At 66.4% G+C, this 24,590-nt stretch carries 27 protein-coding genes; 20 read left to right on the top strand and 7 right to left on the bottom strand.

Annotated features, from left to right (window positions below; translation table 11 throughout):
- Positions 1-81 precede the first annotated feature (81 nt).
- The 16 genes from ACK3BB_RS10465 to ACK3BB_RS10390 all read left to right on the top strand — a co-directional run bounded on the left by ACK3BB_RS10465 (position 82) and on the right by ACK3BB_RS10390 (position 14,071).
- A complete protein-coding gene (locus tag ACK3BB_RS10465) occupies positions 82-891 on the top strand; it encodes a DUF1194 domain-containing protein (RefSeq protein ID WP_428928658.1) in 810 nt (269 codons plus the stop codon).
- A gap of 147 nt (positions 892-1,038) precedes the next feature.
- Positions 1,039-2,079 (top strand): alanine racemase, encoded by a 1,041-nt coding sequence (alr, locus tag ACK3BB_RS10460; RefSeq protein ID WP_428928657.1) that lies wholly within the window; start codon positions 1,039-1,041, stop codon positions 2,077-2,079.
- Positions 2,076-2,858 (top strand): MlaE family ABC transporter permease, encoded by a 783-nt coding sequence (locus tag ACK3BB_RS10455; protein ID WP_428928656.1) that lies wholly within the window; start codon positions 2,076-2,078, stop codon positions 2,856-2,858. The genes alr and ACK3BB_RS10455 overlap by 4 nt, the downstream gene beginning before the upstream one ends.
- Positions 2,855-3,601, top strand: coding sequence for an ABC transporter ATP-binding protein (locus ACK3BB_RS10450; RefSeq protein ID WP_428928655.1), 747 nt, complete (start codon positions 2,855-2,857; stop codon positions 3,599-3,601). The genes ACK3BB_RS10455 and ACK3BB_RS10450 overlap by 4 nt, the downstream gene beginning before the upstream one ends.
- A complete protein-coding gene (locus tag ACK3BB_RS10445) occupies positions 3,598-3,978 on the top strand; it encodes a hypothetical protein (protein ID WP_428928654.1) in 381 nt (126 codons plus the stop codon). Before ACK3BB_RS10450 ends, ACK3BB_RS10445 begins: the two co-directional genes overlap by 4 nt.
- Positions 3,979-4,133: 155 nt before the next feature.
- On the top strand, positions 4,134-4,568 hold the full coding sequence (locus tag ACK3BB_RS10440; RefSeq protein WP_428928653.1) for a paraquat-inducible protein A: 435 nt from the start codon (positions 4,134-4,136) through the stop codon (positions 4,566-4,568).
- A gap of 30 nt (positions 4,569-4,598) precedes the next feature.
- Complete coding sequence (radA, locus tag ACK3BB_RS10435; protein ID WP_428928652.1) at positions 4,599-5,963, top strand: DNA repair protein RadA; 1,365 nt, start codon at positions 4,599-4,601, stop codon at positions 5,961-5,963.
- A 52-nt stretch (positions 5,964-6,015) separates the two neighbouring features.
- On the top strand, positions 6,016-6,573 hold the full coding sequence (locus ACK3BB_RS10430; RefSeq protein ID WP_428928651.1) for a CvpA family protein: 558 nt from the start codon (positions 6,016-6,018) through the stop codon (positions 6,571-6,573).
- Positions 6,574-6,873: 300 nt separating this feature from the next.
- On the top strand, positions 6,874-7,464 hold the full coding sequence (locus ACK3BB_RS10425) for a Hint domain-containing protein (RefSeq protein ID WP_428928650.1): 591 nt from the start codon (positions 6,874-6,876) through the stop codon (positions 7,462-7,464).
- 176 nt (positions 7,465-7,640) lie between these two features.
- Complete coding sequence (gene purF / locus ACK3BB_RS10420) at positions 7,641-9,098, top strand: amidophosphoribosyltransferase (protein ID WP_428928716.1); 1,458 nt, start codon at positions 7,641-7,643, stop codon at positions 9,096-9,098.
- Between the two features lie 298 nt (positions 9,099-9,396).
- Complete coding sequence (locus ACK3BB_RS10415; RefSeq protein WP_428928649.1) at positions 9,397-9,957, top strand: DUF2199 domain-containing protein; 561 nt, start codon at positions 9,397-9,399, stop codon at positions 9,955-9,957.
- A 165-nt stretch (positions 9,958-10,122) separates the two neighbouring features.
- Entirely contained in the window at positions 10,123-10,389 is a 267-nt protein-coding gene (locus tag ACK3BB_RS10410; RefSeq protein WP_428928648.1) for a hypothetical protein, read from the top strand.
- 130 nt (positions 10,390-10,519) lie between these two features.
- The gene (locus ACK3BB_RS10405; RefSeq protein ID WP_428928647.1) at positions 10,520-11,173 is read left to right on the top strand and encodes an SDR family NAD(P)-dependent oxidoreductase; all 654 of its coding nucleotides are present in this window, start codon (positions 10,520-10,522) and stop codon (positions 11,171-11,173) included.
- Positions 11,174-11,415: 242 nt separating this feature from the next.
- Positions 11,416-12,198 carry a 5'/3'-nucleotidase SurE gene (gene surE, locus ACK3BB_RS10400; RefSeq protein WP_428928646.1) on the top strand — a complete coding sequence of 261 codons (783 nt, stop codon included), beginning with the start codon at positions 11,416-11,418 and terminating at the stop codon, positions 12,196-12,198.
- Entirely contained in the window at positions 12,195-12,839 is a 645-nt protein-coding gene (locus ACK3BB_RS10395; RefSeq protein WP_428928645.1) for a protein-L-isoaspartate(D-aspartate) O-methyltransferase, read from the top strand. Before surE ends, ACK3BB_RS10395 begins: the two co-directional genes overlap by 4 nt.
- A gap of 56 nt (positions 12,840-12,895) precedes the next feature.
- Positions 12,896-14,071, top strand: a complete 1,176-nt coding sequence (locus ACK3BB_RS10390; RefSeq protein ID WP_428928644.1) for a LysM peptidoglycan-binding domain-containing protein — start codon at positions 12,896-12,898, stop codon at positions 14,069-14,071.
- 84 nt (positions 14,072-14,155) lie between these two features.
- Here the strand turns inward: ACK3BB_RS10390 and ACK3BB_RS10385 are convergent, their stop codons facing one another.
- Genes ACK3BB_RS10385 through tatA form a run of 4 tightly spaced genes read right to left on the bottom strand, consistent with a single transcriptional unit; the run spans position 14,156 to position 16,646 of the window.
- Entirely contained in the window at positions 14,156-15,025 is an 870-nt protein-coding gene (locus ACK3BB_RS10385) for an ATP-binding protein (RefSeq protein WP_428928643.1), read from the bottom strand.
- A complete protein-coding gene (gene tatC, locus ACK3BB_RS10380) occupies positions 15,025-15,954 on the bottom strand; it encodes a twin-arginine translocase subunit TatC (protein WP_428928642.1) in 930 nt (309 codons plus the stop codon). The genes ACK3BB_RS10385 and tatC overlap by 1 nt, the downstream gene beginning before the upstream one ends.
- Entirely contained in the window at positions 15,951-16,418 is a 468-nt protein-coding gene (gene tatB / locus ACK3BB_RS10375) for a Sec-independent protein translocase protein TatB (protein ID WP_428928641.1), read from the bottom strand. The genes tatC and tatB overlap by 4 nt, the downstream gene beginning before the upstream one ends.
- A gap of 6 nt (positions 16,419-16,424) precedes the next feature.
- Positions 16,425-16,646 carry a twin-arginine translocase TatA/TatE family subunit gene (gene tatA / locus ACK3BB_RS10370; protein WP_428928640.1) on the bottom strand — a complete coding sequence of 74 codons (222 nt, stop codon included), beginning with the start codon at positions 16,644-16,646 and terminating at the stop codon, positions 16,425-16,427.
- A gap of 208 nt (positions 16,647-16,854) precedes the next feature.
- On the opposite strand from tatA, the gene ACK3BB_RS10365 reads away from it, so the two are divergent.
- The gene (locus ACK3BB_RS10365) at positions 16,855-17,520 is read left to right on the top strand and encodes a helix-turn-helix transcriptional regulator (RefSeq protein ID WP_428928639.1); all 666 of its coding nucleotides are present in this window, start codon (positions 16,855-16,857) and stop codon (positions 17,518-17,520) included.
- Between the two features lie 7 nt (positions 17,521-17,527).
- Here the strand turns inward: ACK3BB_RS10365 and ACK3BB_RS10360 are convergent, their stop codons facing one another.
- The 3 genes from ACK3BB_RS10360 to ACK3BB_RS10350 form a co-directional block, all read right to left on the bottom strand.
- Positions 17,528-18,640 carry an ABC transporter ATP-binding protein gene (locus ACK3BB_RS10360; RefSeq protein ID WP_428928638.1) on the bottom strand — a complete coding sequence of 371 codons (1,113 nt, stop codon included), beginning with the start codon at positions 18,638-18,640 and terminating at the stop codon, positions 17,528-17,530.
- Between the two features lie 81 nt (positions 18,641-18,721).
- Complete coding sequence (locus ACK3BB_RS10355) at positions 18,722-19,843, bottom strand: hypothetical protein (RefSeq protein ID WP_428928637.1); 1,122 nt, start codon at positions 19,841-19,843, stop codon at positions 18,722-18,724.
- A gap of 3 nt (positions 19,844-19,846) precedes the next feature.
- Positions 19,847-20,626 (bottom strand): SDR family oxidoreductase, encoded by a 780-nt coding sequence (locus ACK3BB_RS10350; protein ID WP_428928636.1) that lies wholly within the window; start codon positions 20,624-20,626, stop codon positions 19,847-19,849.
- A gap of 171 nt (positions 20,627-20,797) precedes the next feature.
- Here ACK3BB_RS10350 and ACK3BB_RS10345 point away from each other — a divergent pair, with 171 nt between their 5' ends.
- Genes ACK3BB_RS10345 through ACK3BB_RS10335 form a run of 3 tightly spaced genes read left to right on the top strand, consistent with a single transcriptional unit; the run spans position 20,798 to position 24,411 of the window.
- Positions 20,798-21,802, top strand: coding sequence for a Hint domain-containing protein (locus tag ACK3BB_RS10345; protein ID WP_428928635.1), 1,005 nt, complete (start codon positions 20,798-20,800; stop codon positions 21,800-21,802).
- A 59-nt stretch (positions 21,803-21,861) separates the two neighbouring features.
- Positions 21,862-23,469, top strand: a complete 1,608-nt coding sequence (locus tag ACK3BB_RS10340; protein ID WP_428928634.1) for a peptide chain release factor 3 — start codon at positions 21,862-21,864, stop codon at positions 23,467-23,469.
- A gap of 3 nt (positions 23,470-23,472) precedes the next feature.
- Positions 23,473-24,411, top strand: a complete 939-nt coding sequence (locus tag ACK3BB_RS10335) for a glycosyltransferase family 2 protein (protein ID WP_428928633.1) — start codon at positions 23,473-23,475, stop codon at positions 24,409-24,411.
- The last annotated feature ends 179 nt before the right edge of the window (positions 24,412-24,590 follow it).

Below are 24,590 nucleotides of genomic sequence, written 5' to 3'. Positions count from 1 at the left end.
ACGGGCCGCCGGGCGGGCGCGCCATCCCCATGCACCAAAGCGTGACTGGACAGGAATCGCCGGGCAAGGCCCCATGGGGTCATGCGAAACCTGGCTTTCATCGCGGCCCTGCTGATCGGCCTGCGGCCGGCGCTCGCCCAGGATGCCGGCGACATCGAAGTCGACGTGGAACTGGTGCTGGCGGCGGATGTCTCACGTTCGATGTCGCCGTCCGAGCTGGAAATCCAGCGCCGGGGCTATGCCGAGGCGATCACCAGCAACGAGGTCCTAGCGACGATCGGCAACGGCATGATCGGGCGCATCGCCGTGACCTTCATGGAATGGGCGGGCAATGACCTGCAAACGGTGGTTGTGCCCTGGACGCTGATCGACAGCGCCGAGGACGCCCGGGCCATCGCCGATACCCTGACCAGCGAGTTCCACGGCAACATGCGGCGCACGTCGATTTCGGGGGCGCTGACCGAGGCGGCCCGGCTGTTCGAAGACAACGGGTTTCACGGCCTGCGGCGGATCATCGACGTATCGGGCGACGGGCCGAACAATTCCGGCGGGCCGGTGGTGCCTGCCCGGGATGCCGTGCTGGCCCGGGGGATCGTGATCAACGGCCTGCCCCTGATGACGATGGACGGGTTCAGCTTTCGCTGGGGGATCGAGGATCTCGACGCCTATTATCTCAATTGCGTGATCGGCGGACCGGGGGCGTTCATGATCCCGGTCTACGACTGGTCCGAATTCGCCGAGGCCGTGCGGCGCAAGCTGGTGCTGGAAATCGCCGGCCTGCCCGTGGCGCCCGGCGCGGTCGGCGCGCGGCTGCGCCGGGCCAATGGCTATGATTGCATGGTCGGCGAAAAGATCTGGCAGCGCAATCGCCAGATCTGGATGGACCCCTGACCGACGCCGGTCAGGGCGAGGCATCGGAGGTCGCAAGAGCCCGGGCGCAGCAAGGACTTGCCGGTGCCCGTGACCGGGAGGCGGCCATGCGCTCCGCGCGACGCGGCGGCATCTTGACCTCGGCCCCGATCCTGTCATGAACAGCGCATGAGTACCGGACGGCTGAACATCGATCTCGGCGCGATCGCCGAAAACTGGCGCGCGCTTGATGCCATGACCCAGGCCGAGACCGGCGCCGTGGTCAAGGCCGACGGCTATGGCATGGGGGCGGGCCGCGTTGCGGTGACGCTGGCCCGGGCCGGCTGCAGGCGGTTCTTCGTGGCCATGGCCGAAGAAGGCGCCGCCGTGCGCGAGGCCCTGGGCCCCGGCCCGATGATCGGGGTCTTTGGCGGGCACATGGCCGGCGATGCCGCGCTGATCCGTGACAACCAGCTGACACCGATGATCAATTCGGTCGACCAGATGCTGCGACATGTCGAAGCCCTGCCCGGCCATCCGATCGGCATCCAGCTTGACACCGGCATGAACCGGCTGGGCATGGAACCGGCCGAATGGGCCGCCCTGCGCGATATCGCCCTGGCCCAGACGCCCCAGCTGATCATGTCGCACCTGGCCTGCGCTGACGAGCCGGACCACCCAATGAACCTGCAGCAGCTGCATGCCTTCACCCAGATGACCGACGGCATCCAGGCGCCGCGCTCGCTGTCGGCCACGGCTGGCCACCTGCTGGGGCGCGATTACCATTTCGACCTGACCCGCCCGGGCATCGGCCTGTATGGCGGCCTGCCCTATGCCCAGGCCCGGACCGTGGTCACCATCGACCTGCCGGTCATCCAAGTCCGCGAACTGGCCGCCGGCGAGGCCGTGGGCTACGCCAATTCCTATGTCGCCCCGCATCCGATCCGCGTGGCCACCGTGTCGGGCGGTTATGCCGACGGGCTGATCCGCGCCATCGGCGAGAACGGCCGTGGCCAGCTGCATGCGGGCCAGGTGCCCTGCCCGACCGTCGGGCGGGTGTCGATGGACCTGATCACCGTCGATGTCAGCCACCTGGCCGAGATCCCCGATCACCTGACGATCCTGGGCCTGAACCAGTCGGTCGACGGGCTGGCCGACGCGGCCGGCAGCATCGGCCACGAGATCCTGACCTCGCTGGGCGCCCGCTATCACCGGAGCTATCGCGAATGAGCCTGCTTGCCCCGCTTGGCGCCCTCGGGCGCGCGGTGCTGACCTTCCTGGCATCTGTGGGTCGTGTCGCGATCTTTGCCGGCCGGGCGATCAGCCATATCCTGCGGCCGCCCTTCTACCCGCGTGAATTCTTCAACGCCCTGCTGACCATCGGCTGGCTGTCGCTGCCCGTCGTCGGGCTGACGGCCATCTTCACCGGCGGCGCCCTGGCGCTGCAGATCTATGCCGGCGGCGCGCGGTTCAGCGCCGAGGCCGTGGTGCCCCAGATCGTGGCCATCGGCATGGTGCGCGAGCTGGGCCCGGTGCTGGTCGGGCTGATGATCGCCGCCCGGGTGACCTCGTCCATCGCTGCCGAGATCGCGACGATGAAGGTGACCGAACAGATCGACGCGCTGGTCACCCTTTCGACCAACCCGATGAAATACCTCGTTGCCCCCCGCGTGCTGGCCGCGCTGATCACCGTGCCCCTGCTGGTGGGCGTGGGTGACATCATCGGCATCGGCGGCGGGTTCGGCGTGGCCGTCTATTCGCTGGATTTCAACCCGGCGACCTACATGATCAACACGGTCAATTTCCTTGAAATCCGCGATGTCGTGTCCAGCCTGGTCAAGGGCGGGGCCTTTGGCCTGATCGCCGCGCTGATGGGCTGCTATTACGGCATGCAATCGGGCCGTGGCGCCCAGGGCGTGGGCCAGGCCACCAAGGGCTCGGTCGAGGCCGCCGCGGTGCTGATCCTGGCCGCCAACTTCGTGCTGACGGGGGTGTTCTTCTCGATATGATCCGGATGGAACAGGTCACCAAGACCTTCGGCAGCAACCCGGTCCTGCGCGGGGTCGACCTGCAGGTCGACAAGGGCACGTCGATGGTCATCATCGGCGGCTCGGGCACGGGCAAGTCGGTCACCCTGAAATGCGTGCTGGGGCTGATCCAGCCCGACAGCGGTCGCATCCTGGTCGATGGCAAGGATGCCACGGCCGGCGACCGCGATGCCTTCCTGGCCCGGTTCGGCATGCTCTTCCAGGGCGCAGCCCTGTTCGATTCGCTGCCCGTCTGGCAGAACGTGGCCTTCCGCCTGCTGCGCGGTTCGCTGAAACGACCCCAGTCCGAGGCCCGCGAGATCGCCGTGGAAAAGCTGCGCCGGGTGGGGCTGAAGCCCGACGTGGCCGACAAGTTCCCGGCCGAGCTGTCGGGCGGCATGCAGAAACGCGTGGGCCTGGCCCGGGCGATCGCCGCCGAGCCCGAGATCATCTTCTTCGACGAGCCGACCACCGGGCTGGACCCGATCATGGCCGGGGTGATCAACGACCTGATCCGCGAGATCGTCGTCGAGATGGGCGCCACGGCGATGACCATCACCCATGACATGACCTCGGTCCGGGCGATTGCCGACAACGTGGCCATGCTGCATGACGGCGTGATCAAATGGACCGGGCCGGTGGCGGCGATGGATGCCAGCGGTGATCCCTACCTCGACCAGTTCATCCACGGCCGCGCCGAAGGCCCGATCGAAGCGGTGCGGTGACCGGGGCGCTGGCCCTGGTCGTGCTCCTGTCGCCCTTCGTGGCGGCCGCGCTCTGCCTGACCCTGTCCAGCCGCATGACCGCACGGCATGGCCCCGGGGCGCCCTGGGCCTGGCTGTATCGCCTGCCGATGATCTGCTGTGGCTGTTACCTGCTGGCACTGGCCGTGCTGGCCGGGGCCGGGTCCATCCTGCCCGCCGGGTTGAGCACCGCGATTGCGGGCGTCACGGGGGTCATCGCCGCGATATGTGTCACCGGCGCCCTCCTCCTGGCCCTGCGCGCGGCCTGGACCGGGCCGTTCCCTGTGCTCGGCCTGCTGACCGCCCTGGCCTGCCTGCCCGCGGGCATCGTCCTGCTGGGCCCGTTCCTTCCGTTCTGATTGGCATGGCCCGGCGCCTGCCCGAGACGTTCGGGCAACGGCCTGGGCCGGCCAGTGCCGTTTTCTTGAAAGAAAACGGCCCGGAATTTTCAAAAATTCCGGCGCCCAGCCGGGCCGTTGCACCCGGGCCGCTCAGCCCCTAGATCCGCTGGACCATGCTTCTGCGCCTCGCCACCCTGTCCCTTCTCGTGCTCTACCCCATCGCCTGGGCCGCGCCGCTGATGCGCGCCGGGGTTCTGCCGCTGTTCGGCCTGGCGGAAATCTCGGTGCTGACCGGCATCGCCTCGCTCTGGGACAGCGACCGCCTGCTGGCCCTTGTCGTCGCGCTCTTTGCCCTGGTTGCGCCCTATGCCAAGACCCTGGCCCTGGTCGCCGTGCAATGGGGCCTGGCCCCGCGCCGCCTGCTGCCCGCCCTGCACGGGCTGGGCCGGCTGGCCATGGCCGATGTCTTCCTGATCGCGCTCTACATCACCCTGGCCAAGGGCATCGGCATCGGCCGGGTGGAAACCGCCTGGGGACTCTACCTCTTTACCGCCCTGATCCTGGCCGGCATGGCCTGCAGCGCGGCCACCGCGCGCAAGGCGGCTTGAGCGCGCCCCGCGACTGAGGCAGGAAGGGCCATGGCCAAGACACCCAGTTTCACCTGCACCGCCTGCGCGGCAACCCATACCAAGTGGTCCGGCCGCTGCGACGCCTGCGGCGCCTGGAACACGATCATTGAGGCCGAGGCCATGTCGACCACCCCGGGCAAGGCCGGGCTGGGCGCCAAGCGCGGCCGCACCATCGCCCTGTCGGACCTGGGCCATGACGAGGCCCCGCCCCCGCGCACGGCCTCGGGCATCGCCGAGCTTGACCGCGTGCTGGGCGGCGGGCTGGTCGAGGCCAGCGCCATCCTGGTCGGCGGCGATCCGGGCATCGGCAAATCCACCCTGCTGCTGCAGGCCGCGGCCAGCTTTGCCCGCTCGGGGCTCGACACGATCTATGTCTCGGGCGAGGAAGCCTCGGCCCAGGTGCGCATGCGCGCCCGCCGGCTGGGCCTGTCGGATGCGCCCGTGCGCTTGGCCGCCGATACCAACCTGCGCGACATCCTGACGACGCTCGATACCGAGCGCCCCAAGCTGGCGATCATCGATTCGATCCAGACCATGTGGCTGGATTCCGTCGAGGCCGCCCCCGGCTCGGTCAGCCAGGTCCGCGCCGCCGCCCACGAGCTGACCGCTTTCGCCAAGCGCCGTGGCATTTCGGTCATCATGGTCGGCCATGTCACCAAGGACGGCCAGATCGCCGGGCCGCGGGTCGTCGAGCACATGGTCGACACCGTGCTCTATTTCGAAGGCGAGCGCGGCCACCAGTTCCGCATCCTGCGCGCGGTCAAGAACCGCTTTGGCCCGTCCGACGAAATCGGCGTCTTCGAGATGACCGGCGCCGGGCTGAGCGAGGTCACCAACCCCTCGGCCCTGTTCCTGGGCGCCCGCGAGGTCCAGAGCCCGGGCGCCGTGGTCTTTGCCGGAATCGAGGGCACGCGCCCGGTTCTCGTGGAACTTCAGGCCCTTGTCGCCCCGTCCCCCCATTCCCAGCCGCGCCGCACGGTGGTCGGCTGGGACGGCAGCCGGCTGGCCATGATCCTGGCCGTGCTCGAAGCGCGCTGCGCCATCCCCTTTGCCGGGCTCGACGTCTATCTCAACGTGGCCGGCGGGCTGAAGATCTCGGAACCGGCCGCCGACCTGGCCGTGGCCGCCGCCTTGCTGAGCGCCCGCGAAGACGTTGCCCTGCCCACCGACACGGTGGTTTTCGGCGAGATCAGCCTGAGCGGCGGCCTGCGTCCCGCCAGCCAGACCGAAAACAGGTTGAAAGAAGCGCAAAAACTTGGTTTCACCGCAGCCATCGCCCCGGCGGGCGGCAAGGCCACGGCGCGCAAGGGGTTCACCCTCAACCGCGCGGCCGACCTGACCGCCTTCGTGGGTGAGAATTTCGGCGCCGGCTGAGGCACGGCGCCTTGGGCAGGCTCGGACAAAACGGCAAGAAGGCGGGCGCGACATGGAAGGTTTCACCATTATTGACGGCGTCGTGGCGCTGGTCATCGTCGTGTCGGCTCTGCTGGCCTATTCGCGCGGTATCGTGCGCGAAGCGATGGCCATCCTCGGCTGGGTCGGCGCGGCCATCGTGGCCTTTCTGTTGGCCGACAATGTCGAGCCGCTGATCAAGGAAGTGCCGGTCATCGGCGATTTCATCTCCGACAGCTGCGAATTGTCGGTCATCGCGGCCTTTGCGGCGGTCTTCGCCGTGGCCCTGATCGTCGTCAGCTTCTTCACCCCGCTGTTCTCGTCGCTGGTCCAGCGCTCGGCCCTGGGCGGAATCGACCAGGGCCTGGGCTTTCTCTTCGGCGTGGCGCGCGGTGTGCTGCTGGTGGCCATTGCGTTCTTCATCTACGATCAGGTGATCACGGGTACCAATTACACGATGGTCGACGACAGCCGCTCGGCCGTGGTCTTTGAACGTTTCACCGACCAGATCGCCCAGCAGAACCCCGAACAGGCCCTGGGCTGGATCACCACCCAATACGAGGAACTCGTCGGCGTCTGCACCCCGACCTGATCCGCCTGCCGGCGCCGCAACCGCGCGCCGCAACCCCATTCCAAGGCCGCCGCCCCCGACAATCCGGGCCGGCGGCCTTTCTCGTTTTGGGGCCGGATGGTTAAGCAATGGTGAACTTTGCCCCCGCCCGGCGACCAATCCCGGGGCAGCGGGGCGCTATGTCGCGGGCCCGGCACCAGTGAAGAAATCATGCCCCGATCATGACCAAAAATGGGCGAAATCTGTCTGTCTTGTGGCCCCAGACGCCACAATCGGCCGCATCCCCTTTCACCGGCCGCCCCGCCCAAGGAGACAGACCCGATGTTCCACGCCCATGCTTCCGCCTTCGCCCGGTTCCAGCCCGTCACCGCCACGCCCCGCACCGATCCGACCGGCCCGCAGGCCTTTGCGGCCTGCACGCTGATCGACACCGACAAGGGCTGGCGCCCGGCCGCCGAGCTGGCCCCGGGCGACCGGGTGCAGACCTTCGACGGCGGACTGGTGCCGCTGGCCGCCGTCGATCACCGCCCGGCCGGCGCGACACGGTTCTGGCAGGTGCCCGCCGGGGCGATCGGCAATTGTTCCGACATGGTGCTGCCCGCCGGGCAACTCGTGGGCTTTCGCGGGCGCGTCGCGCACAGGCTCTTTGGCGTGCCGCTGGTCCTGGCCCCGGCCCATGCCCTGTCGGGCTTTCGCGGCATCGCGCCCCTGGCCGCCGACCGGCCCACGCCCGGGCTGGTCACCCTGGGCTTCGACAGCGAGGACATCGCCATGGCCCAGACCGGCACGCTGCTGCTGGTGCCCGGCCGGGCCGGCGACGGTCATTACCACCGACTCGGCTATGGCGAGACCCGCCCGCTGCTGTCGCTGATCGATCCGCTGGGCTGTGCGCCCGATCTGGACGCGGCCTGACGTTGCGGCACCGGGCCAAGGGCGGGAAGAGCCCCGCCCCCGGGCCGGAAAATCGCGCTGCATCTGCACAAACCTATGTGATCCTTTCGTGACACCGGCCGCGCGAAGGTTTAAGTACGGGGCGCAACCCCAGCGCATACAAATCCGGAGCTGCCAGCCTCGTGCCCCAGCCGCAGATGCCCCCTGCCCATCCTTTCGACGACGATAAACTCAAGGAAGAATGCGGTATATTCGGTGTGCTCGGCGTCAAGGACGCCGCCAACTTTGTCGCCCTCGGCCTTCATGCCCTGCAACATCGCGGGCAGGAAGCGGGGGGAATCGTCACCCATGATCCGGAGCAGGGCTTCAATTCCGCCCGCCGCTTCGGATACGTGCGCGATACCTTCACCTCCCAATCGGTGATGGAAACGCTGCCCGGCCCGCTCGGCATAGGCCACGTGCGGTATTCGACCGCCGGGTCCAAGGGCAACACCCAGATCCGCGACGTCCAGCCCTTCTTCGGGGAATTCTCGATGGGCGGTGCGGCGATTGCCCATAACGGCAACATCACCAATGCCAACGCCCTGCGCCGCGAGCTGATCGAGCGTGGCTCGATCTTCCAGTCCTCGTCGGACAGCGAATGCATCATCCACCTGATGGCGCGGTCGCTGCAAAAGGGCATTCCCGAACGCATGGAAGACGCGCTGCGCCGTGTCGAAGGCGCGTTTTCGGTCGTGGCCATGACCCGAACCAAGCTGATCGGCGTGCGCGACCCACGCGGCGTCCGCCCGCTGGTGCTGGGCAAGCTCGGCGACGGCTGGGTGCTGTCGTCGGAGACCTGCGCGCTCGACATCATCGGAGCCGAGTTCATCCGCGAGATCGAACCGGGCGAGATGGTGGTCATCACCGAGAACAAGGGCGTCGAAAGCTCCTACCCGTTCCGGCGCCAGAAATCGCGGTTCTGCATCTTCGAACATGTCTATTTCTCGCGCCCCGATTCGATCCTGGGCGGCCGGTCCGTCTATGAAACCCGTGAGGCCATCGGCCGCGAACTGGCCAAGGAAGCGCCCGTCGAGGCTGACCTGGTCTGCCCGGTGCCCGACAGCGGCACGCCGGCGGCCGTGGGCTTTGCCGCCGAAAGCGGCATTCCCTTCGGCCTGGGCATCGTGCGCAACCAGTACATGGGGCGCACCTTCATCGAACCGTCCGAACAGATCCGCAACATGGGCGTGCGGCTGAAGCTGAACGTCAACCGGGCCCTGATCCGCGACAAGCGGGTGATCCTGGTCGACGATTCGGTCGTGCGCGGCACGACCAGCCGCAAGATCAAGGAAATGATCCTGGATGCCGGCGCGGCCGAGGTGCATTTCCGTATCGCCTCACCGCCGACGGCCTGGCCCTGTTTCTACGGCGTCGACACGCCCCAGCGTGAAAAGCTGCTGGCCGCGACGATGAGCGAAGAGGAAATGCGCGACCATCTCAAGGTCGACAGCCTCAAGTTCATCTCGCTCGACGGGCTCTACCGCGCCGTGGGCGTGGCCGACGGGCGCAACAATGCCTCGCCGCAATATTGCGATGCCTGTTTCTCGGGGGAATACCCCGTCGAGCCGGCCGACATGATCGAACAGGGCTTCCGGATGAAGGCCGCCGAGTGAGCCCCCCGGAAACGGCGGTGCGGATGACGGCCTTGGCCGGTCACCGCCCGCGGACCGGCAGGCCCGTCGGGGGCGGCAACAGCCCCGCCCCCCTCGGCGCCCGGGTGCCGGCCGAGAACACGGCCGGTCCTAAATTTGCCAAACCGCCCTTGCGCGGCGTTCTTTTCATCCGATTGCGCGATGGCGGTCTCCGCTGCGGCGGCGGATTGCACGGGCCGGATGTCGACCGGGCGACATGGCCGCGCCTGGCCGGCCCCGTGGATAACGACCGACAGACACACGACACGGGTGCCTGCCCATGAACCTTCTCGATCTCGACATCCGCTGGCGGCGGTTCAACGACGAAGACCGGACCTGCCCCTGCTGCGGGCGCCAGTTCAACGGGGTCTTCGACATCGGCTTCGACCATCCCGACATCTGGCCCCATGGCCCCTTGCCCGACGGCCAGGTCGAACACCAGGTCGGCGAGGACAAGCTGGGCAGCGATCTGTGCCGCCTGGACGAGGCGCGGTTCATCCGCTGCATCCTGCCGCTGCCGATCCAGGGCAGCGACGAGGTCTTTCATTTCGGCACCTGGGCAGAGGTCACGCCCGAGGCGTTCTATGGCTATATCGATGCCTGTTTCGGCGAGGGCCCCTTTGACGGCTGCGCCGCCCGGCTGGCCAACGCGCTGCCGGGGATCGAATCGGGGGATGAGACGGCCTGTGACCTGGCCCCCGGCCCCGATGGCGAACGGCCCCGGCTGATGGCCCGGGGCGGCCCGCTGAAGGCCGCGCAGGAGCAGGGCATCAGCTTTGACCAGCTGCTCGACATCTATGCCGCTTCGGGCAGCGACATCCGACCGCACCTGGCCGCCTGAACGGGCTGCTTCCGGCCCGATTCCGGCAAGCTTCCGCGCGGGTGACAGCGCCTTTCGGCCCATGCCGCAGGGTCGCGTGACAGCCCTTCTTTCATTGGTCTTCCAGCCCTGATACGGCCCGTCGCCAACGTATCCACAGACCGCGAAAACGCGGCAGGCAGAGACATGACACAGACCAATGCCGGCGGGACGACCCCGCCCAACGTGGCCGCCACGGCCACGCAATCGGTGCCGCTGTCGCGGAACCACCCGATGGTCATCGGCATCTATGGCCCCGAGAACGCGCTGAGCGCCCTGGTGCGCCTGCCAAATGGCAAGATCACCACCGTCCGGCCCGGCGAACGGCTGCGTGGGCGGCAGGTGCTGGCGATCGACAGCAAGGGGCTGATCCTGGCCCATAACGGTCGGCAGGAACGGCTGGCCCTGCCCTGATCCGGGCTGATCCCGCCTTGGCCCGCCGGCCGTGGGCATCCGGCCGAAGCCGGGCTGGCCAGCACGGCATCCCCGCCGCGGCGCCATCGGCCCTTGACCCGGGCCGCGCCATTGGCCAAACGCCAGAGCCATGACAGAGCCCAACACCCCCACCGCCCTCATCACCGGCGCCTCGCGCGGGCTTGGTGCCGCGCTGGCCCTGGCGCTGGCGCCCAGCCATCACATCATCGCCGTGGCCAAAACCATCGGCGGGCTCGAAGAGCTGGACGACCGGATCAAGGCCGCCGGGGGCCAGGCCACCCTGGCGCCGATGGATGTGACCACCGACGAGGCCATGGCCGTGCTCTGCCGGTCGATCCACGACCGTTGGGGCAAGCTGGACCTCTGGGTTCACACGGCCATTCATGCCGCCCCGCTGACCCCCGCGCCGATGATCGACGCCCGCGACTGGGACAAGTCGATGGCCGTCAATGTCGAGGCCACCCGCCGGCTGATTGCCTATGTCGCGCCGCTGCTGGGCACCCAGGGACGGGCGATGTTCTTTGACGATGCCCGGGCGGGCGAGAAATTCATGGGCGCCTACGGAGCGAGCAAGGCCGCGCAGATCGCGCTGGCCCGCAGCTGGGCGGCCGAAACCGCGCGCACCGGGCCCCGGGTGGACGTGCTGGCCCCGGCCCCGATGGCCACCGCCCTGCGCGCACGGTTCCACCCCGGCGAGGACCGCGCCGCCCTGGCCACCGCGCCGGACGAGGCCGCGCGCCTGTTGGGGCTGGCCGGGGTCTGATTGGGCTTTGCCATGGCCGGCTGTCTGCTGCGGGCCGTGGCATAACGGGCTTTGGACCGGTGCGCCCCCGCCGGACCGGCCTGCATTTGGCCGGCCAGAGATAGCGGCCCCGGGGGCCGCTCTGCCTGCGGCAGGGTATTTTTGCCAAGAAGAAGAAGGTGAAGCGCCATGGTCCCGGCCAAGTGCTTGCTGCGCCGGGCGGGCTCGCCTAGAGACGTATCAGTGACCACGGGGCTTTCGACATGCGTATTCTCATCACCAATGACGACGGAATCAACGCACCGGGCCTGAAGGTGCTGCATGCCATCGCCGAAGACCTGGCCGGGCCCGATGGCGAGGTCTGGACCGTGGCGCCGGCCTTTGAACAATCGGGCGTGGCGCACAAGATCAGCTATACCCATCCGATGATGGTCTCTGAACTGGGCGAGCGGCTGTACGCGGCCGAGGGCAGCCCGGCCGATTGCGTGCTGACGGCGATCCACGACGTGATGCCCGATTGCCCGCCCGACCTGGTGCTGTCGGGGGTGAACCGGGGCAACAATTCAGCCGAGAACGCGCTGTATTCGGGCACCCTGGGCGGCGCGATGGAAGCCGCCCTGCAGGGCATCCCGGCCATGGCCCTGTCGCAATATTACGGGCCGGGCAACCGCGCGCTGGACAATCCCTTCGAGGCCGCGCTGACCCATGGCGCGCCGCTGCTGCGCCGGATCCTGGCGGCCACCCCGGCCCATTCGGGCGATTACCGCCTGTTCTACAACATCAATTTCCCGCCCCATGCCGCCGACCAGGTCAAGGGCACCCGCGTCGCCCGCCAGGGCGCCCGGGCCGGCACCGGCTTTCACACCGAGCCGCTGATCTCGCCGTCGGGCCGCCGGTTCCTGTGGCTGCGCGGCGCCGACCAGAGCGTGCCGACCGGGCCGGACACCGATGCCACCGTCAATCTCGACGGCTATATCTCGGTGACACCGATGCGCGCCGACCTGACGGCCCATGACCAGCTGGACGCCCTGAAGGCCATCGAATGAGCGCGGACGCCGAAACCAAGATGCGCTTTCTCTATGCCTTGCGGTCCAAGGGTGTGACCGATGCCCGCGTTCTGAACGCCATGGAAGAGATCGACCGAGGCGCCTTTGTCAAAGGGCTGTTCGCCGAACGGGCCTATGAGGACATGCCCCTGCCGATCACCTGCGGCCAGACCATTTCCCAGCCGTCGGTTGTCGGGCTGATGACCCAGGCGCTGGAGATATCGCCGCGCGACAAGGTCCTGGAGGTCGGCTGCGGGTCGGGCTACCAGGCCGCGATCCTGTCGCGGCTGGCCCGGCGGGTCTATACCGTCGACCGCCATCGCCGGCTGGTCGCCGAGGCCCGCGCGGCCTTTGATGCGTTGAGCCTGTCCAACATCACCGCGTTTACCGCCGATGGCAGCCACGGGCTGGCCGACCAGGCCCCGTTCGACCGCATCCTGGTGACCGCCGCCGCCGAAGACCCGCCCGGGCCTCTCTTGGCGCAGCTGCGAATTGGCGGTATCATGGTGCTGCCCGTGGGCCAGTCGGACGCCGTTCAGACGCTGATCCGGGTGCGTCGGCTGGACAGTGGGTTCGACTACGAGGAATTGCGGCCCGTCCGCTTCGTCCCCCTGCTGGAAGGGCTCGGAAAAGAGACCTGACAGGACATATTTGCGTCAAGCCCTCGACGACAGGGGGCGAGCAAGAGGAAATCGAGATGCCGCTCCTTATGCGACCGCCCCACTTTCGCCCGCGCCTTGTCGCCGCCTGCAGCGGGCTGGCCCTTCTGGCCGCCTGTACCGAGCCGCTGGACATGGACCTGCGCGGCAACCTCGGCGGGTTTTCCACCGCCCAGGCCGCGCAATCGGCCACGGCCAAGCGGCCGACGCCGGATGCCCGCGGCGTGATCACCTATCCGAATTACCAGGTCGTGGTTGCCGACAAGGGCGAAACCGTCGCCACCATTGCCAGCCGGCTGGGCTTTACCGCCGACGAGCTGGCCAAGTTCAACGGCATCGATCCGACGGTGGCGCTGCGCGAAGGCGAGGTCATCGCCCTGCCCCGGCCCCTGCCCTCGGTGCCCGATGCGTCGGCCACGGCCAGCCCCGGCTCGGTCGATATCGAAGCGCTGGCCAGCGCGGCCATCGATGCCTCGGCCGAAACGCCCCGGGTCGAGACCCAGACGCTGCCGCCCGCCGGGCCGGAGCCCGTGCGCCACAAGGTCGAACGCGGCGAGACGGCCTATACCATCGCGCGGCTCTACAACGTGTCGGTCCAGTCGCTGGCGGAATGGAACGGGCTGGGCACCGATTTCGAGATCCGCGAAGGCCAGTACCTGCTGATCCCGGTGGCCCGCAGCGCGCCGCCATCGGGCGTGGCCGTTGCCGCGGCCGCAGCCGATACCAACGCCCCGGGCACCGGCACGAGCACGCCCGCCCCGCCGAGCGCCAGCCAGCCGTTGCCGGCGAACGACACCGTGGCGGCCAACAACCCGGTCGAGACACCCGATGTCACGGCCGAGCCGCAGACCATTGCCGCGCCTCAGGGCCAGATGTCCTATCCCGTTCAGGGCAAGATCATCCGGGCCTATGCCAAGGGCAAGAACGAGGGCATCGACATTTCCGGCACCGCCGGCGGATCGGTGGCGGCGGCCAGCGAAGGTACCGTGGCGGCGATCACCGAGGACCAGGACAAGGTGCCGATCGTCGTGCTGCGCCATCCTGACAATCTCCTGACAGTCTATGCCAATGTCACGGATATCACCGTGGCCAAGGGCCAAAGCGTCAAGCGGGGTCAGACCATCGCCAAGCTGCGCGGTGGCGATGCGTCCTATGTGCATTTCGAAGTGCGGGACGGGTTCGACAGTGTCGATCCGATGAGCTACCTCAACTGACAGACACCTGACATGCCCCGGATGTACCGGGGAAGGACATGAGGACCGCGGCCCAATGGGCTGCGGTCCTTGTTTTTTCGGGGGTCAGATGGCGACGCCGTGGCGACCGGCCAGGTCGGTGAAGAACTGCCAGGCCACCCGGCCCGACCGCGCGCCCCGCGTGGCCTGCCATTCGATGGCCTCGGCGCGCAGCTCCTCGGGATCCACCTGGACGCCATAGGCGGTACAATAGCCTTCGATCATGGCCAGATAATCGTCCTGGCTGCAGGGGTGGAACCCCAGCCACAGGCCGAACCGGTCCGACAGCGAGACTTTCTCTTCGACCGCTTCGCTCGGGTTGATCGCCGAGGACCGTTCGTTTTCGATCATATCCCGCGGCATCAGGTGGCGCCGGTTCGACGTGGCATAAAAGACCACGTTGTCTGGCCGGCCTTCGATGCCCCCGTCCAGCACGGCTTTCAGCGACTTGTAATGCTGGTCGTCATGGGAGAACGACAGGTCGTCGCAGAACAGGATGAACCGGTGCTCCGATGTCCTCAGATGCGCCAGAAGCCGGCCGACCGTGGGCAGGTCCTCTCGCAGCAGTTCGACCAGCTTCAGCCCCGGGTGATCGACATTCAGGGCGGCATGCACCGACTTGACGAGGCTCGATTTTCCCATGCCCCGGGCGCCCCAGAGCAACGCGTTGTTGGCCGGCAGGCCACGGGCGAAACGCCGGGTGTTGTCGAGCAGGGTATCGCGGGACCGGTCGACACCGATCAGCAGCGAGATGTCGACGCGGTTGATGCTTTGCACCGGCACCAGCCGTTCGGGGCCGACATGCCAGACAAAGGCCGGGGCCGCGTCGAAATCGGGGGCCGCCAGCGGCGCCGGAGACATGCGCTCCAGCGCCGCGGCGATGCGGGTCAGGGCCTCGGTATCGGACAACGGCAGCTTGGGGTCTCCATCCGCCATCACTTGTCCTCCTCGGCTTCGAACTCGGTCGTCATCGGGTCTTCGTCTTCGTCGTCGTAATAGCCGTCCTTGCGCAGCTCGGCCTCGCGCTTGGCCTCGACCCGTTTGACCAGGAAGATCGAGATTTCATAGAGCCCGTAGACGACGCAGAACAGGATGATCTGCGTGATCACATCCGGCGGCGTCACCAGGGCGGCCAGCAGCAGGATGGCCACGACCGCGTATTTGCGCACGTTGCCCAGACCCTCGGCGCTGACCAGGCCGGCCTTGCCCATCAATGTCAGGAGCACTGGCAGTTGGAAGCAGAGCCCGAAGGCCACGATCAGCTTCAGCGTGATGTCCAGCGTCTCGTTGACCTTGCCGTTGAAGACGATGGCAATGCCCTGCTCGACCGGTTCCTCGGTCACTTCGACAACACCTTCGGATACCCCGTCGGCCACCGTCGACACGAAGGTCGAGATCATCGAGGCGGCGTCGGCAAAGCCCAGGAAGAACTGCATGGCCAGCGGCGTGACCACGTAATGGGCAAAGGCCGCCCCCAGCAGGAACAGCCCCGGCGAGGCCACAAGGAAGGGCAGAAACGCATTCTTTTCAGAGCGGTACAGACCCGGCGCCACAAAGCGCCACATCTGGTAGGCGATCACCGGAAAGGCCAGGGCAAGCCCGCCCACCATCGAGATCCGCACCAGTGTAAAGAAGTACTCCTGGGGCGCGGTGTATTGCATCACCGGGTTGGGATCGCCCAGCCCGCGCATCGTTTTCTCGATCGGCACAAGCAGGAAGTCGAGGATCGTGCCCCCAACCGTGAAACACACCACCATGGCCGCGAGAAAGGCGACAACGGACCAGATCAGCCGTTGTCGCAATTCTGTCAGGTGTTCGATCAGCGGCGCCGCGCTGTCTTCGATCTCGTCATGGGTCGTCGTCATGTCTCGGCCTTCTTCTCCGCCGATTGCAGGGCCGCTTCGGCCTCTTCCGCCTTGGCCAGCGCCTCGGCCGCTTCGCGTGCCTTGCGGTCGGCTGCGGCGCGGGCGGTCTGGGCCTGGATCTTCTTGGCCTGTTCCGCCCGGTCCGCGGCCAGCTTGCCCGTCTCGGACCCGCTGTCATATTTCGTCGGATCCAGCGAAGAGGTCAGGTCGCGCGCCGCGTCCTTGATCCCGTCCATCGCTGATCCCAACGGATTTGTCGCCGTGTTCAGCCCCTTGGCCACGTCCCGGATACCGGATTCGTCGGCCGCATCATTCATAGCCCGGCTGAATTCGCGTGCCATGGCACGCGCCTTGCCGACGAACCGCCCAACATTGCGGAACAACACCGGCAGATCCTTCGGCCCGACCACGATCAGGGCGACGATGCCGATGACCAGGAGCTCGCTCCAGCCCAGATCGAACATGGCGCGTTACGCCTTGGTCTTGTCGGTCTCGGCCTCGGGCGTCACGTCCTTGGCATCGTCGCCCGGCTGGTCTTCCAGCTCCTTGGCCCCTTCGTTCATGCCTTTCTTGAACGACGTGATGCCCTTGCCCACTTCGCCCATCATCGAGCTGATCTTGCCGCGACCGAAAAGCACCAGCACCACGACCGCGATCAGCAGAAGACCCGGAAGACCGATATTGTTGAGCATGTCGAAACTCCTTTTCCGACGCAGGCCGCCTGCGCCCCGTTCATGTCGGCACTTGTGATACGCCGCCGTGTATCGCTGTAAAAGCCATGCCGGGTCCTGTCGCCCCTTCCGCTGGCCGTTTTGCCCGCCAGAAAATCGCACCCAAAACGCTCCTGACAACTTTTTGTCAGGATCTTGGCGCGATACAAGGATGTCAGGAGGACCGCCGATGCGACGCAGCGACCGATTGTTGGAAATGATCACCCTGTTGCGCGACGGGCAGATCCATCGCGCCGATGACCTGGCCGCGGCTTTCGACGTATCGGTTAGGACAATCTATCGCGACATGGACACCCTGATCGCCTCGGGCATACCCGTCGAAGGCACGCGTGGCTCGGGCTACCGGGCAGTCAACGCGCTGACGCTGGCGCCCCTTACCCTGACCGCCGAAGAGGTCGAGGCGCTTCAGCTGGGCCTGGCCATCGTGGCCGAGGCATCGGATGCCGGGCTGAAAACCGCGGCCCTATCATTGAGCGAAAAGGTCGATGCCGCCCTGCCGACCGAGGCGCCATCGGACCGGACAGGACCGCTGGCCGTCTATCCGTTTTCCGATGCGGCGCGCGGCTTTTCCCACATGTCGACCATCCGGGCGGCGATCCGGGGCAAGCAGAAGTTGCGGCTCAGCTATCGCAGGCCCGACGATGTCTGGAGTTTTCGCACCATCCGGCCCTTGCAGATCGAACATTACGGGCGCATCTGGTCGCTGACCGCCTGGTGCGAATTGCGCAACGCTTTCAGGGTGTTCCGCGTCGATCTCATCGAAAGCGCCGACATCCTGCCCGAGTTCTTCGTGGATGAGCCAGGCAAGAGCCTGCAGGATTTCCGGCCCGGTTGATCGGGGATCAGACCGGAAAAATGAAACACTTGGACCGCGGGATCGTCAGCCACATCGGCTTGCCCGCGCCGGGCAGAAAGACCCCCGGCACCGTGGCCTTGAGCAGCGATCCGTCGTGATCCATCCGGAATTCCACCAGGCTTTCATGCCCCATGAACCGTGCCCGTTCGACCAGGCCGCGTGCAGCCACGCCATCGCGGGCGGTTGGCAAGGGTCCCTGGCCGTTGCGGTCAAAGTCGATGCGCACATGTTGTGGGCGAAAAACGATATCCACCGCCGTGCCGTCCGCCACGCCCGGTGCCAGGAACTGACCAAAGACGGTATCGGCCAGAGCCCCGTTCACAACAGCCCGCAAGGTATTGGTATCCGAGAAAAAACCGACCGCTGCGCGATCGACCGGACGGGTATAGACATTATAGGGCGCGCCGCGCTGAACAATGCGGCCCTGACGCATCAGCGCGATCTCATCGGCCATCCGCATCGCCTCTTCGGGCTCGTGCGTGACCAGCAGAACCGCCGTATCCTCCGATTTCAGCAGGGTCAGCGTTTCATCCCGGATACCGTCGCGCAGGCGGTTGTCGAGGCCGGAGAACGGCTCGTCCATCAGCATGACCTTGGGGCGCGGCGCCAGGGCCCGGGCAAGGGCCACCCGCTGCTGTTCGCCGCCCGACAATTCATGCGGATAGCCGTCGATGAAGCGCAGCAGGTCCACGCGGTCGAGCAATTCGCTGACCCGCCCGCGTTTCTCTTCGCGGGTGCCACTGCGCAGTCCAAAGGCCACGTTGTCGGCCACGCTTAGATGCGGGAACAACGCAAAGTCCTGAAACATCAGGCCAATTCCGCGCTGTTCCGGCGGCAGGTTGCGTCGCGGCCCGCTGATCGTCTCGCCATCGACCAGGATACTGCCACTCTCCTGACTCTCGACCCCGGCAATGATCCGCAAGGTCGTCGACTTGCCACAGCCCGACGGCCCCAGCAGGCAGGTCACCTGCCCCGGTTGGATCGACAGCGACACGTCGTCGACCACCGCCCGACCGTTGAACCGGCAGACGAGGTTCCGGATGTCCAGCCGCGCGGGCTGGGTGTCAACGGGAGGGTGGGAGCCGGTGTCAGACGTCACGCCGCAGCTTTCAGGAATGGTCGACCAAAAGAGTTCCGCCCGGATAACAATGCACGGACAGGGGCGCAAGCGCGGGCCGGATCACGGCTCGACAAGCTCGATGTCAGTATCGGCGACGATCCTGCCATTTACCTGCAGGGACATGCGCTGCGGCCCTGAATAGAGCCGATAGGTCGTGGCATCCCCCTTGAACACGTGCCGCTTGGCCAGCACCAGCGGCTTGCCCGGTTTCAACCGCCCGGTCTTGAGCTTGTGCACTTTCGGGGCGAGCGCGCCGTTCGCCCGCCGGCGCCAGAAGATGTAATCGACCAGCACGCCGGTCTCGGCCTCCGAGGTCAGCGTGGCGGATATCTCGATCGCGTCGCCGATCGCGGCGCGAGCCGGAACATCGAAGCTCTGCACTGTCACCGGCGCATCCGGATCATAGCCCACCATGGCCAGCGCCCGGCCATCGCCCTGCTTGATCAGGCCGCGCAACGCGTGGTTGGTCATCCAATCCAGCTCGCTCTTGCGCTGTCGGTCCAGCCCGCGCCAGGCGGTCAGCCGATCCAACACCAGCTCGGGCGTCTGCTTGGTTATGTCATTGAGATGATTGGACACTGACCGTGTGACATATCGTGTCGGATCGTCATGCAGCCGGTCCAGCAGCGCCAGGGTCCGCGCAGGATCCAGGCGCACGGCCTGCGCCCAGGGCAGCTTGGGCCGCGTCCCCTCGCTGACCAGCCGACGCACGTGGTAATTGTCGTGCCCGGCCCAATGCTGCATCCGGTCCAACACCAGGTCCGGCCAGCGGATCAGGTAGGGTCGGATCGAGAATTCCATGGAAAAGCGCTGGGTTATCTCTTCGAGCAAGTCCAGCGAGAGATCCGGGTGATCCTCAAGCCCCAGCGCCACGACGACCTCGCCGAACGGCGCCAGGATGAACGACCCGAAATCGTCATCCGTCAGGGTCGGATCCAGCGGCGGCGGCAAGGCCTCGCGCAGAATCGGCGCGGCTTCGGGCAGGCTGTCGGGCAATTCCGACAACAGGCATTCGGCGATCCAGGCAATCCGGGCCTTCAGCTCCAACTCACCCAGCCGGCTCATCACCGCCTGTTCGAACCGCGCGGCATCCACCGCCCCGGTGCGACCGAACCAACCGCCAAGCTGCCCGACGCTTGTCGCGTTGAACAGCTCGTCCTTCAATGAGAACCCTGACGCCATGACTTACATCGTCAGATTGTTAAGTCCGCCGTCCAGCAGGATATTCTGCCCGACGATGAAGCCCGCATATTGCGAACAGAGGAAGGCACAGGTCTGGCCGAATTCCTCTTTCGTGCCGATCCGCCCTGCCGGAATATTGGCGCTGCGCTCGGCCCGCACCTCGTCCAGGCTCTTGCCGGTTTGCTGGACGATGGCCGCATCGGTGGTCTTGATCCGGTCGGTGTCATGCACCCCCGGCAGCAGGTTGTTGATCGTCACGCCGCGTGCGGCGACCTGCCGCGCAGTGCCGGCGACATAGCCCGTCAGCCCGGTGCGCGCCGCGTTGGACAGGCCCAGCGTCGCGATGGGCGCGCGCACCGATTGCGAGGTCACGTTGACCACGCGCCCCCAGCCGCGATCCATCATGCCGGGCAGAACCGCCTTCATCAGCGCGATGGGCGTCAGCATGTTGGCATCCAGCGCCTTGATGAAATCCTCACGGTCCCAGTCGCTCCAGATGCCCGGAGGCGGGCCACCGTTATTGTTAACCAGGATGTCCGGGGCGCCCGCCGCGTCCAGGACCCGGTCCCGCCCCTCTTCGGTGCCGATATCGCAGGCCACGGCCGTCACATCGACGCCATAGGTCGTGCGCAGACGGTCGGCCTCGGCGTTCAGCAGGTCGGCACCACGCGCGTTCATCACCAGGTTCACGCCGGCCTCAGCCAGCGCCTCGGCACAGCCCAGGCCGAGCCCCTTGCTCGACGCGCAGACAATCGCCCGCTTGCCCGTTAACCCAAGATCCATCTTTGCCCCCTATGTCTGCTCCGGCCCGACGACTATCACCGCTTCAGGAACCTGCGCCAGCAAAACACCGCCACGTTGACCCGAGCCCGCCATAATTCTACCTTTTAACCACGGAGCATCAGCATCACGCGGGCCCCGCCCAACAACAGATCACGCCAAGCGCGTCGCCACATGAACATCGCACCAGTCCAGTCCATCCTCGTCTACCCGGCATTGTGCTTCCGCGTGTCGCTGGGCGCCAACATGGGCGACCCGGTGTCCTTCCTGGCCGAGCTGACGCTGGATGACGTCTATGAACTGTCGCCGGGCAGCGAGCGTGTTCGGTTGGCGCTGAACGCGCTCAGCGACGGCAGCTTTTCCGTCGCCCGGTCGTCGGCCGTGGGCACGCCCGGTGCGCGGTTGCATCTGGATTGCACGCTCTTGCTGATGAGCCCGGATGGCGAGACGACCGATGCGCTGGTTCTGGTCGAGGTCGATGACGGCGGCCATGTGGACCAGATCTTCCTGCTGCCGCTGGCACCGCTGGCGACCCATACGGGCTATACGCTGATCGGCGCCGGGCGCGAGGACGTGCTGGCCAAGTTTGCCCAGATCGCCTGTGTCTCCTTCACACGCGGCACCCATATCACCATGGCCACCGGCCGGCAGGTGCCGATCGAGGACATCCGCCCCGGCGATCGCGTTCTGACCCGCGATTTCGGAGCGCAGGAAGTCCGCTGGATCGGCCAGACGACGGTGCGCGCGGTGGGCGATTTTGCCCCGATCGTGGTGACCAAGGGCACGTTGAACAATGAAAACGACCTGGTCGTCAGCCCCGATCACCGGTTGTTCATCTATCAGCGCACCGACCGCATCGGCGCCGGGCGGGCCGATCTGCTGGTCCCGGCGCGGCACCTGGTCAACGATGATTCGATCTATGTGCGCACGGGCGGGTTCGTGGATTACTACCAGATCCTCTTTGACCGCCATCACATCATCTATGCCGAGGGCATCGCCGCGGAATCGACGCTGATCAATCCACGCACACGCCCCGCCCTGCCCGGCGAACTGGTCGAAAAGCTGCAGGCCATGCTGCCGCGCAACGATGATCGGGCCGAACACGGGCTGGATGTGCAGAAATCGTTGCTGGACCGGCCCGATGCCATCGAATTGCTGCGCCGGGCCTCGACGCGTTAGGCCGGGCCTGCCGCCCGGGTTTTCTTGCGCCGGGCCGCGCCGCGATTTATAGCGCGCTCATGTTGGACACCGCTTCGAACCGCCCCGAATTGCCGCCCGAGATCGCGCGGCGCCGGACCTTTGCCATCATCTCGCACCCCGATGCGGGCAAGACGACTCTGACCGAGAAGTTCCTTCTTTACGGCGGCGCGATCCAGATGGCCGGACAGGTGCGCGCCAAGGGCGAGGCGCGGCGGACGCGGTCGGACTTCATGCAGATGGAAAAGGACCGCGGCATCTCCGTCTCGGCTTCGGCCATGTCCTTCGACTATGGCAACTTCCGTTTCAACCTGGTCGACACCCCCGGCCACAGCGATTTCTCCGAAGACACCTATCGCACGCTGACGGCGGTGGATGCAGCGGTCATGGTCATCGACGGAGCCAAGGGCGTCGAGAGCCAGACCCGCAAATTGTTCGAGGTTTGCCGCCTGCGCGATCTGCCGATCTTGACATTTTGCAACAAAATGGACCGTGAGAGCCGCGATGTTTTCGAGATTATTGACGAAATCCAGGAAAACCTGGCGATCGACGCGACACCCGCCTCCTGGCCGATCGGCCAGGGGCGCGACTTTGTCGGCTGCTACGATATCCTGCGCGACCGGCTCGAACTGATGGACCGGGCCGACCGGAACAAGGTGGCCGAAAGCATCGCCATCGAGGGTCTCGACGATCCCAAGCTGGCCGAACACGTGCCCGATCATCTGCTCGACCAGCTGAAGGAAGAGCTGGAAATGGCGCGCGAGCTTCTGCCCCCGCTTGATCCCCAGGCCATGCTGGACGGCACACTGACCCCGATCTGGTTCGGCTCGGCGATCAATTCCTTCGGCGTGAAAGAGCTGATGGACGGAATCGGCCGTTACGGTCCCGAGCCCCAGATCCAATCGGCCGAACCGCGCCAGATTGCCCCCGAGGAAACCAAGGTGGCCGGCTTTGTCTTCAAGGTTCAGGCCAACATGGACCCCAAGCACCGCGACCGCGTGGCTTTTGTCCGCATGGCCTCGGGGCATTTCAAACGTGGCATGAAGCTGACCCATGTGCGGTCGAAGAAGCCGATGGCCATTTCCAACCCGGTGCTTTTCCTGGCTTCGGACCGCGAACTGGCCGACGAGGCTTGGGCCGGCGACATCATCGGCATTCCCAACCACGGCCAGCTGCGGATCGGCGACACCCTGACCGAGGGCGAGGCGCTGCGGGTGACGGGCATTCCGTCCTTCGCGCCGGAACTGTTGCAGGGCGTTCGCGCCGGCGATCCGATGAAGGCCAAGCACCTGGAAAAGGCGCTGATGCAATTTGCCGAGGAAGGCGCGGCCAAGGTCTTCAAACCGTCCATCGGATCGGGGTTCATCGTCGGTGTCGTCGGCCAGCTGCAATTCGAGGTGCTCGCCAGCCGGATCGAGCTGGAATACGACCTGCCCGTCCGCTTCGAAGCCTCGCAATTCACATCGGCGCGGTGGGTGTCGGGCGCCAAGCTGGCGGTCGAGAAGTTCGTCGATGCCAACAAGCAGCACATCAGCCACGATCATGACGGCGACGTGGTCTACCTGACGCGCCTGCAATGGGACATCGACCGGGTCGAACGGGATTACCCGGACGTCAAGCTGACCGCGACCAAAGAGATGATGGTCTGATCCATGGCCGGGCCTCTGCCGCGCTGGGGCCTGGCCTCGACCATCAAGGCGCCGCGCGCCGAGATCCTGCGCTTCGCGGCCTGGCATCTCGAGCTCGGCGCGCACCGTCTCTACATCTACCTGGATGATCCCGAGAGCGACGCCTTTGACAGTCTAAAGGCCCATCCGAAAATCCGGGTCCGACGTTGTGATGCCACATGGTGGCGCCGCCATAACGGCAGGCGTCCGGCCAAGCACCAGCTGCGTCAGTCGGTCAACGCCACCCATGCCTATGCCCGCCCGGCCGAGGTCGACTGGATGGCGCATGTGGATGTCGACGAATTCCTGATGCCCTCGGGAAACATGGCCGACACCCTGGCCGCCCTGCCTCCTGACAGAATGACACTTCGTGTCAGACCGTCAGAATCCCTGGCTGGTACGGGGAACCTTTTCAAGGCCTTCGTGCCCTCCGGCCCCGAGCGGCAGCCCATCGTCGACCGGCTGTACCCAACCTTTGGGCCTTATCTGCGCGGCGGTTTTGTAAGCCACACTGCCGGCAAGGTCTTTGCCCGAACCGGGATGCCCGGCGTGACGATCCGCATCCACAATGCCTTTCGTGGCCAGGACATGAACCCGGGAGAGGCCGAACTGGGCGATGTCGAGCTGTTGCATTGCCATGCGCGCGATTGGCCGACCTGGCTGGCCCATTACCGGTTTCGCCTCGATCGCGGGTCATACCGCGCTGACCTGCCTTCCCTGCGCCCGGCAGAGAAGGGCGGCATGTCCTTGCACGATCTCTTTGTCTGGCTGGAACAAGAAGAAGGCGAAGCGGGCCTGCGCGCCTTTTACGACGAGGTCCTGTCGGATGCAGCCGGCCTGCCCGATCGCCTGCGGGCCGCCGGGTTGTTGCGCCACCACGTACTGCCGCTCGATGATCTGCTCGCACGCCATTTCGCGGAATGACGCCCATGCCTGCCGGCGCATCCTTGTTAACCGGAAATTGTTGCATATCTGGCTACGATTGCCCGGAAACGCGTTGGCAGTTTGACCGCGGCGCCAAAAATTGCTAAGCGCGCGGTCAGGACGACGAGTTTTTCTCATACGTCATCGTACGGGTGACGTACTTTTCTGACGAGCGGGCC

Source organism: Marinibacterium sp. SX1 (assembly GCF_050389775.1).
Classification (GTDB): Bacteria; Pseudomonadota; Alphaproteobacteria; order Rhodobacterales; family Rhodobacteraceae; genus Marinibacterium.
Note: the sequence above shows the minus strand (reverse complement) of the source record. Positions and strands in the feature narration are given on the sequence as shown.

Excerpts from the sequence above, each read along its gene's own strand:
- ACK3BB_RS10465 (WP_428928658.1), top strand. The coding sequence starts at position 82 with ATGCGAAACCTGGCTTTCATCGCGGCCCTGCTGATCGGCCTGCGGCCG.
- alr (WP_428928657.1), top strand. The coding sequence starts at position 1,039 with ATGAGTACCGGACGGCTGAACATCGATCTCGGCGCGATCGCCGAAAAC.
- ACK3BB_RS10455 (WP_428928656.1), top strand. The coding sequence starts at position 2,076 with ATGAGCCTGCTTGCCCCGCTTGGCGCCCTCGGGCGCGCGGTGCTGACC.
- ACK3BB_RS10450 (WP_428928655.1), top strand. The coding sequence starts at position 2,855 with ATGATCCGGATGGAACAGGTCACCAAGACCTTCGGCAGCAACCCGGTC.
- ACK3BB_RS10440 (WP_428928653.1), top strand. The coding sequence starts at position 4,134 with ATGCTTCTGCGCCTCGCCACCCTGTCCCTTCTCGTGCTCTACCCCATC.
- radA (WP_428928652.1), top strand. The coding sequence starts at position 4,599 with ATGGCCAAGACACCCAGTTTCACCTGCACCGCCTGCGCGGCAACCCAT.
- ACK3BB_RS10430 (WP_428928651.1), top strand. The coding sequence starts at position 6,016 with ATGGAAGGTTTCACCATTATTGACGGCGTCGTGGCGCTGGTCATCGTC.
- ACK3BB_RS10425 (WP_428928650.1), top strand. The coding sequence starts at position 6,874 with ATGTTCCACGCCCATGCTTCCGCCTTCGCCCGGTTCCAGCCCGTCACC.
- purF (WP_428928716.1), top strand. The coding sequence starts at position 7,641 with ATGCCCCCTGCCCATCCTTTCGACGACGATAAACTCAAGGAAGAATGC.
- ACK3BB_RS10415 (WP_428928649.1), top strand. The coding sequence starts at position 9,397 with ATGAACCTTCTCGATCTCGACATCCGCTGGCGGCGGTTCAACGACGAA.
- ACK3BB_RS10410 (WP_428928648.1), top strand. The coding sequence starts at position 10,123 with ATGACACAGACCAATGCCGGCGGGACGACCCCGCCCAACGTGGCCGCC.
- ACK3BB_RS10405 (WP_428928647.1), top strand. The coding sequence starts at position 10,520 with ATGACAGAGCCCAACACCCCCACCGCCCTCATCACCGGCGCCTCGCGC.
- surE (WP_428928646.1), top strand. The coding sequence starts at position 11,416 with ATGCGTATTCTCATCACCAATGACGACGGAATCAACGCACCGGGCCTG.
- ACK3BB_RS10395 (WP_428928645.1), top strand. The coding sequence starts at position 12,195 with ATGAGCGCGGACGCCGAAACCAAGATGCGCTTTCTCTATGCCTTGCGG.
- ACK3BB_RS10390 (WP_428928644.1), top strand. The coding sequence starts at position 12,896 with ATGCCGCTCCTTATGCGACCGCCCCACTTTCGCCCGCGCCTTGTCGCC.
- ACK3BB_RS10385 (WP_428928643.1), bottom strand. The coding sequence starts at position 15,025 with ATGGCGGATGGAGACCCCAAGCTGCCGTTGTCCGATACCGAGGCCCTG.
- tatC (WP_428928642.1), bottom strand. The coding sequence starts at position 15,954 with ATGACGACGACCCATGACGAGATCGAAGACAGCGCGGCGCCGCTGATC.
- tatB (WP_428928641.1), bottom strand. The coding sequence starts at position 16,418 with ATGTTCGATCTGGGCTGGAGCGAGCTCCTGGTCATCGGCATCGTCGCC.
- tatA (WP_428928640.1), bottom strand. The coding sequence starts at position 16,646 with ATGCTCAACAATATCGGTCTTCCGGGTCTTCTGCTGATCGCGGTCGTG.
- ACK3BB_RS10365 (WP_428928639.1), top strand. The coding sequence starts at position 16,855 with ATGCGACGCAGCGACCGATTGTTGGAAATGATCACCCTGTTGCGCGAC.
- ACK3BB_RS10355 (WP_428928637.1), bottom strand. The coding sequence starts at position 19,843 with ATGGCGTCAGGGTTCTCATTGAAGGACGAGCTGTTCAACGCGACAAGC.
- ACK3BB_RS10350 (WP_428928636.1), bottom strand. The coding sequence starts at position 20,626 with ATGGATCTTGGGTTAACGGGCAAGCGGGCGATTGTCTGCGCGTCGAGC.
- ACK3BB_RS10345 (WP_428928635.1), top strand. The coding sequence starts at position 20,798 with ATGAACATCGCACCAGTCCAGTCCATCCTCGTCTACCCGGCATTGTGC.
- ACK3BB_RS10340 (WP_428928634.1), top strand. The coding sequence starts at position 21,862 with ATGTTGGACACCGCTTCGAACCGCCCCGAATTGCCGCCCGAGATCGCG.
- ACK3BB_RS10335 (WP_428928633.1), top strand. The coding sequence starts at position 23,473 with ATGGCCGGGCCTCTGCCGCGCTGGGGCCTGGCCTCGACCATCAAGGCG.